Genomic DNA, 7,114 nt, shown 5'->3' with positions numbered 1-7,114 from the left:
TGAGACGCTGGCATTCCCTGGAGCACCCCTCATCCGGCCGCTTCGCGGCCACCTTCTCCCACAAGGGGAGAAGGAGAGCTCGCGCCCCTCATCCGCCCTTCGGGCACCTTCTCCCCGTGAACGGGGAGAAGGGAAGATGAGCGCAATAAAAAAGCCCGACCTTCTGCGCGACAACGAGCTGATCTACGGCCGCTTGCTCACTATCGACGAGCCGCACCTCATCCAGCGCTACAACAAGGCGCTTGCCGCTTTCGGCCTCGAGCCCACCAAGCTTGAGAGCTTCCAGATCGACCGCACCGGCTTCTCGCCCGAGATCGCCGAGGAATGCGGCGACTACGACTATCTCGACCCCAATGAGGTCAACCGCCGCTTCATCATCCTGACGCCGTCGCAGATCGACCTGCCGGTGGTCCACACCGCCTTCTCCAACACCTCGCAGCTGATGTTCGAGTTCATGTCAAAGAACCAGCGCGCGATCGACGCGCTGACCATCAAGGACGTCATCTACGGCGAGATCGAGGACTCGGTCCCGAAGGTCAACGACATCGAGGACCTGCTGTCGATCAACCAGGTCGAGTTCAAGGTGTTGTCGGCCGAAGATGTGCTCGGCAAGGCGGCTGAGCTCGGCAAGCTCGTCGACCGGCTGAGGCAGGAGCCTGACGCCTGGCGCGACGACGCCATGCTTGAGCGCATGGTCGACCTTGCCAAGGTCTGCGGCGACATCCGCGAGAACGCGCTGGTGCCGGACCAGGTTATCTTCCGCCACAACGCCTACTGGACAAGCCATTTCGGCGGCCTCTATGTCTTCGTCGACCCCGATATGACGACGGTGATCAGCGATCCGGCCGCTCCCGGCTTCCGCCGCTCGCGGCCCTGGCAGGTGAGCTATCTGTCGATCAACGACGCCGACAAGGTGTTCGGCTTCCTGGCCGCCACCGGCCGCCTCGACCTGCCGCGCGCCTCCTGGATCGAGGCTTCCGGTTATCTCGAGCACCGCGCCGAAATGGTCGTGCGGGCGCTGATCCGCGATGCCGAGCCCAACCGCAATCTGACCGATGTCGACAAGGTCTGGCTGCAGACCTGGATCCTTGGCCATGCCGACCTGATCGCCAGCGACGGCAATTTCCCGTTCCTCAACGCCGCCAAGCGCGAGATCGCCCAGCTCGGCCACCTCAAGATCGAGGATGTGCCGCCGCCCCAGCGTTTCCTGGTCGTGCGCGCCAAGCCCGATCATCCCGATGCCTGGCTGACCAACCAGCTGATCTCGGATTTCGTGCCGCAGGACTTCGTTTCGCGCTACGTCTTCAACAAGCCCGGCTTCTACAAGGACTATGACGGCTTCAGCGACGCCTGGCGAAGCCATGTTGTGGACGTTCTGAAAACCACATATTTGAAGGACAAGGCGGCGTTCCGCGCGCGCCTTTACGGCCTGACTGACTAGAACGAAATGAACCGTCATTTGGTTCTAATTTATTGTGTTGGCGCATGATGTTATCCAAAAAGTCTGCAACTTTTTGGCATCATGCTAAGGGGTGCCACAGCCATGCTTGATCCGATCGTGAACTTCGTCACCCAGATTTTTCAATGGATCGGCCGCGGCATCGGCTTCGTCATCGGCCTCATCCTGTGGCCGTTCATGTGGGTTGGCCGCTGGTACGGCCAGCGCGGCTGGATCCTCAAGGCGGTGGTCGGCCTTGCCATTCTGGTGTTGATCGGCCTCTACGCCAATTTCTTCTACGCCACGCAGTGGTGGAACAATTTCGACCCGAACTATCCCGACACCTACACGTTCGAGAAGCGGAACGTGTCGGCGGGCGAGCAGGTTTCGGCCGGCAGCGGCACCGATACGGCCAAGACATGCGGCAACTCGGCGATCGCCCAGGTTGCCGCCGATTTGACGGACTTCAACGTCAACCAGAATGCCTGGATCTCCTCGATGATCCTCTACAAGCTCGGCCTGTTCGGCATCGATTGGGACAACACGCCCTGGATGGACAACAAGGCCTCCTTCCAGCGCGGCATCAACCAGGCGGTGCGGCGCACCGCGACCGAGCTTGCCGACAATCTCGGCCGCGTGCGCACCACATCGCAGATCGATGCCGACCTGCAGGATGCGCGCGGCAATCTGCAGTTCGATGAATACACCTGGTATTTCGGCCTCAACCCGTTCGGCCCCAAGACGCCGACGCCGAGCTATTATCGCGACGCGGTGCGCAAGCTGCGGAATTTCAACGCCCGGCTGGCCACCTGCCAGGCGACCTTCGACGCCCGTGCCGACAATCTGAAGCAATATATCGACCGCATCTCCTCGGACATCGGATCCACCTCGGCCATCCTCAAGGAGCGCGCGGAGAACCACAACAATGGCTGGTTCGATACCCGCGCCGACGACCGCTTCTGGTTCGCCTATGGCCAGCTCTACGCCTACTATGGCCTGATGAAGGGCGCCCAGGCCGACTTCGAGAACGTGATCAAGGAAAAACACCTGCAGAGCCTTTGGGACACGATGGATTCGCAATTCGTCTCGGCGCTGCGCATCCAGCCCTTCATCATCGCCAACGGCCGCGAGGATGGCTGGCTCCTGCCGACGCATCTGACGACGATGGGCTTCTACATCCTGCGCGTGCGCTCCAACATGGTCGAGATCAGCAACGTGCTCACGCAATAGCGTCTTTCGAGACGACACTGCGATGGTGGATTTGCGCCGTTGCCTCTGTCGCTTTTCGCGTATTCAGCGGCTGTTTTGAGACGGCGGAACGGTCTTGGCTCTGGCTTCTATACGCCGCAAGCGACCGGGGCCGAAGACCCGAACAGGGTCGAACCGGGAACAGCAGTTTTTCTTTGCAGGAAACTTAGTTGCATGGAAGTTGACGCCGCGGCCGCGACAGGGTTAGAACTTGTCCTTGCGCCCGCGCGGCATTTCGAACATGCACAAATGATCAAAACCGTCCCTTCCACCGCCCAATCCAGAGGAAAGCCGTCATGGCCGAAGTGAAGTCCGACATCGAGATCGCGCGCGCCGCCAAGAAGAAACCGATCCAGGAGATCGGCGCCAAGATCGGTATCCCGAACGAGCATCTATTACCCTATGGCCACGACAAGGCGAAGGTCTCGGCCGAGTTCATCAAGTCGGTGAAAGACAGGAAGGACGGCAAGCTGATCCTGGTCACCGCCATCAACCCGACGCCGGCCGGCGAAGGCAAGACCACCACCACGGTCGGCCTTGGCGATGGGCTCAATCGCATCGGCAAGAAGGCGATCATCTGCATCCGCGAGGCCTCGCTCGGCCCGAATTTCGGCGTCAAGGGCGGTGCCGCCGGCGGCGGCCACGCGCAGGTCGTGCCGATGGAGGACATGAACCTCCATTTCACCGGCGACTTCCATGCCATCACCACGGCGCACAACTTGCTTTCGGCACTGATCGACAACCACATCTATTGGGGCAACGAGCTCGGCATCGACACTCGCCGTGTCGCCTGGCGCCGCGTCATGGACATGAACGATCGGGCGCTGCGCGAGATCATCTGCTCGCTCGGCGGCGTCGCCAATGGTTATCCGCGCGAGGCCGGCTTCGACATCACCGTGGCTTCCGAAGTCATGGCGATCCTGTGCCTCTCCACCGATCTCAAGGACCTCGAGAAGCGCCTCGGCGACATCATCGTCGCCTACCGCCGCGACAAGTCGCCGGTCTATGCCCGCGACCTCAAGGCCGACGGCGCCATGGCGGTGCTGCTCAAGGACGCCATGCAGCCCAATTTGGTGCAGACGCTGGAGAACAACCCGGCCTTCGTGCATGGCGGCCCGTTCGCCAATATCGCGCATGGCTGCAACTCGGTCGTGGCCACCACGACGGCACTGAAGCTCGCCGACTATGTCGTCACCGAAGCCGGCTTCGGCGCCGACCTCGGCGCGGAAAAGTTCTTCGACATCAAGTGTCGCAAGGCGGGGCTGAAGCCGTCGGCGGCGGTCATCGTCGCCACGGTGCGCGCCATGAAGATGAATGGCGGCGTCAAGAAGGAAGACCTCGGCAAGGAAAACATCGAGGCGGTCAAGAAAGGCTGCCTGAACCTCGGCCGCCACATCGAGAATGTGAAGCAGTTCGGCGTGCCGGCAGTGGTGGCGATCAACCACTTCACCACCGACACCGAAACCGAGATCCAGGCGATGAAGGACTTCGTCAAGGCGCAGGGCGCCGAGGCCATCCTGTGCAAGCACTGGGCGCAGGGCTCGGCAGGCATCGAGGACCTCGCCAGGAAAGTGGTCGAGATCGCCGAATCCGGCGCCTCGCAGTTCTCGCCGCTCTATCCGGACGAGATGCCGCTGTTCGAGAAGGTCAACACCATCGTCAAGCGCATCTACCGCGGCGACGAGGCGATCGCCGACAAGTCGATCCGCGACCAGTTGCATGCCTGGGAGCAGGCCGGCTACGGCAATCTGCCGGTCTGCATGGCCAAGACCCAGTACTCGTTCTCGACCGACCCGAACCTGCGCGGCGCGCCGACCGGCCACACCGTGCCGGTGCGCGAGGTCAGGCTCTCGGCCGGCGCCGGCTTCGTCGTCATCATCTGCGGCGAGGTCATGACCATGCCCGGCCTGCCCAAGGCGCCGTCTTCGGAAAAGATCTTCTTGAACGAGATTGGCCAGATCGAGGGTCTGTTCTAGACAGCGAGTTGAAAGACCACGGGCGCCGCCTCACCGCGGCGCCCTTTTTTCTTCGCCGGCTTTCACGCCACCGTAGGCGAGCCGAACTTCTTGATGCCGGCGACCGACATCGAGACGAACTGGTCGAGGATGGCGAAGAAGATATCGAGGCTGAAGCCGAACAAGAAAGCGAAGGTGAACAGGCTGAAGCCTATGCCGGTCACCTCGCCGCCGAGCTTGGTTCCCGGCGCCATGAACCAGGCGAGGATCATGCCGGCAAGCCCGCCCAGCGCGATGCGATGAATGAGCCGCGACAGCGGCGGATTGGGCAAAAGCGGGTTCAGGATCATGCGCATGTGGAACATGATGCCGCCAAGCGCGCCGTAAAGCGCGGGCAGGATCCACAGCGCATAGGGGCTGAGAACCTCGCTGAGCGTCTTGGCCTGCAAAGTCAGCGTCGAAATCGAATTCGGCGTGATGGTGATGACGCCTTCGCATTGCAGATCGCGTGTCGCCTCGTCGAAATCCGCGCTCACGTCTTCGACCACGCCGGTAGAACTGACGACTTGCATGCCGCCTTGAGTGTTGCCGTTGTTCCTGCAATCGAAATCCGACTGCTTGAGCGGCTGGCTGCTCGCGGCGCCGCTCTGCTGTTGCGCCAGCGCGATTTGCTGGCCGCAGAACTGGTCAATCGCCATCTGCCTGGGGTTCGAGAAATCAAGCGGCGCGCCCGCTTTGGCCGGGGAAGCCGAAAACTTGCAATAGGCCCATTGCATGCCCCAGAGCGGAAATGGCGCCTCTTGCGTCATGAACCCCTGCGCCCGCACCAGCAACGAGGAAAAACGCTGGTCGAGCGAATGCAGGCTGTCGACGGAATTGTAATAGGCGTCCTTCAGAAGCGTCAGATCGGTCGCCGATGCCTGCTGGGCGGCGGCCGAGCTCAATTGCTTCTTGGTCGCCCAGACTTGCCTGATTGACTGCCCGAACCGAGCGCTGAAATCGTTGTTGTCGATCTCCTGCAGTTCCGCGTTGATCGAGACGCCCCTGTTGTAGACATAGGTCAGCTTGCCGATGACGATCATCATCGTCACCGATAGGGCGATGAGGAAATAGGTCGCGAGCGCGGTCCGCCGCGACATGTCGCCCGGCGACCAGCCGGTGCGCAGCGCAGCCAGGGTTGAAAACGGCACGGTGCTGGAGCAGTCGTTGAGCACCGTTTGAAGTTTGACGACCTCGGGCTGGCTTGCGCTCGCGTCACTGAGTTTTTCCGCGTCGCCGATCGCGGCGAAGAGCGCACTGTCCTTGAACACGCCGTAGCGGCCGTAGCCGGCAACCAGCTTGGCGTCGGCAAGCAACCCGGAGACAAGAGGATCGTGGAATGTCGTCATCGCGCCCCCCGACGACTAGCCCAGATAACCCTGCACGAAGCCATATTGCGACGGGCATCCGCAGGGATAGCCGGCCGGCCCGGGCGGTTGCGCCCAGCACCAGAAGAACTGGGTGAAGCAGATCGTGCCTGGCGCATGCGGCGGAACTTGCGCGAAGGCGGGCCATGGCAGCAGCGCCGCGCCGACAGCGAGGGCCAGGACGACCAAGGTTCGTGCAACGCGCGCCTTCAATCCAGCCCCCGAGCAAACCGCGCTTATTCACATGCGCGGCGACTTTCTGAAAATACCGGAACGGCGTCCGTGAAATGGCTCACGCTCTTGCTGGATATTTGGCGCCAAGAAAAAGGCGCCGCATCCTGGCGGCGCCCTTGCTTTTGAACGGCTTCGGTTACGCGGCGTTCCGCTGCAGGGCCCGCTGGTTGGACGCATAGATCGTGTCGCGCTCGGGCAACTTCCCGGTCTTCAGGCAATCGATCCACTCGGCGGTCTTGAGCACCGCAGCGAAGCGCGACTGCAAGACGACGCTCACCACCCGGTGTATGTCCTCGGCGGACGCGTAGCCGGCGCTGTTGGCATAGGGCACCGAGCCGCTGGCATCCGAAAGGAACTCGACGGCAAAGCCCATATGCACCGCGTGGATGATGGTCGACAGATCGCAATTGTGGGTCATGTAACCGACGACCGCGATCGTATCGATGGCGTTGGCGCGCAGCCAGGCCTCAAGGTCCGTGCCGGTGAAGGCCGAAGGCAGCGTCTTTTCGACATAGTGGTCGCGTGCGCGCCTGGCGATCTCGGGATGCAGCTCGCCGCCATGGCTGCCCTTGGCGAAGATCGGCGAGGTCTCGGGCGCCATCTGCTTGACGACGACCACCTTGACGCCGGCCGCTGCGGCGGCATCCATGGCGCGCGCCACATTGGCGACGGTCTTAGTGAATGGCGGATGCTGGATGGCGAGATTGCCGCCATTGTAGTCGTTCTGGACATCGACGACGACAAGCGCGCGGCGTGGCTGGGTGGCTGGTGCTGACATGGCGGTTTCCTTTCGACCGAGTTGATGGGCGCTAAGCTAGGCCGATGTTTCGAGC

General features: G+C 62.1%; 6 protein-coding genes. 3 read left to right on the top strand and 3 right to left on the bottom strand.

The window, feature by feature from the left end; translation table 11 throughout:
- Positions 1-136 precede the first annotated feature (136 nt).
- The 3 genes from FJ980_RS13935 (at position 137) to FJ980_RS13925 (ending at position 4,662) form a co-directional block, all read left to right on the top strand.
- Positions 137-1,441 (top strand): DUF6638 family protein, encoded by a 1,305-nt coding sequence (locus tag FJ980_RS13935; RefSeq protein WP_140543556.1) that lies wholly within the window; start codon positions 137-139, stop codon positions 1,439-1,441.
- Positions 1,442-1,543: 102 nt separating this feature from the next.
- Positions 1,544-2,668: a DUF2333 family protein gene (locus FJ980_RS13930; protein WP_140543554.1), complete on the top strand. Its 1,125-nt coding sequence runs from the start codon at positions 1,544-1,546 to the stop codon at positions 2,666-2,668.
- Positions 2,669-2,982: 314 nt separating this feature from the next.
- A complete protein-coding gene (locus tag FJ980_RS13925; protein WP_140543552.1) occupies positions 2,983-4,662 on the top strand; it encodes a formate--tetrahydrofolate ligase in 1,680 nt (559 codons plus the stop codon).
- A gap of 62 nt (positions 4,663-4,724) precedes the next feature.
- Here the strand turns inward: FJ980_RS13925 and FJ980_RS13920 are convergent, their stop codons facing one another.
- The 3 genes from FJ980_RS13920 to FJ980_RS13910 all read right to left on the bottom strand — a co-directional run bounded on the left by FJ980_RS13920 (position 4,725) and on the right by FJ980_RS13910 (position 7,059).
- A complete protein-coding gene (locus tag FJ980_RS13920; RefSeq protein WP_140543550.1) occupies positions 4,725-6,029 on the bottom strand; it encodes a hypothetical protein in 1,305 nt (434 codons plus the stop codon).
- Positions 6,030-6,044: 15 nt separating this feature from the next.
- The gene (locus FJ980_RS13915; RefSeq protein ID WP_140543548.1) at positions 6,045-6,260 is read right to left on the bottom strand and encodes a hypothetical protein; all 216 of its coding nucleotides are present in this window, start codon (positions 6,258-6,260) and stop codon (positions 6,045-6,047) included.
- Between the two features lie 157 nt (positions 6,261-6,417).
- On the bottom strand, positions 6,418-7,059 hold the full coding sequence (locus FJ980_RS13910) for a cysteine hydrolase family protein (RefSeq protein WP_140543546.1): 642 nt from the start codon (positions 7,057-7,059) through the stop codon (positions 6,418-6,420).
- Positions 7,060-7,114 lie beyond the last annotated feature (55 nt).

The organism is Mesorhizobium sp. B1-1-5 (assembly GCF_006443065.1).
Lineage (GTDB): Bacteria > Pseudomonadota > Alphaproteobacteria > Rhizobiales > Rhizobiaceae > Mesorhizobium.
The sequence above is the reverse complement of the archived record's forward strand: the minus strand, read 5'-3'. Positions and strand labels throughout refer to the sequence as shown.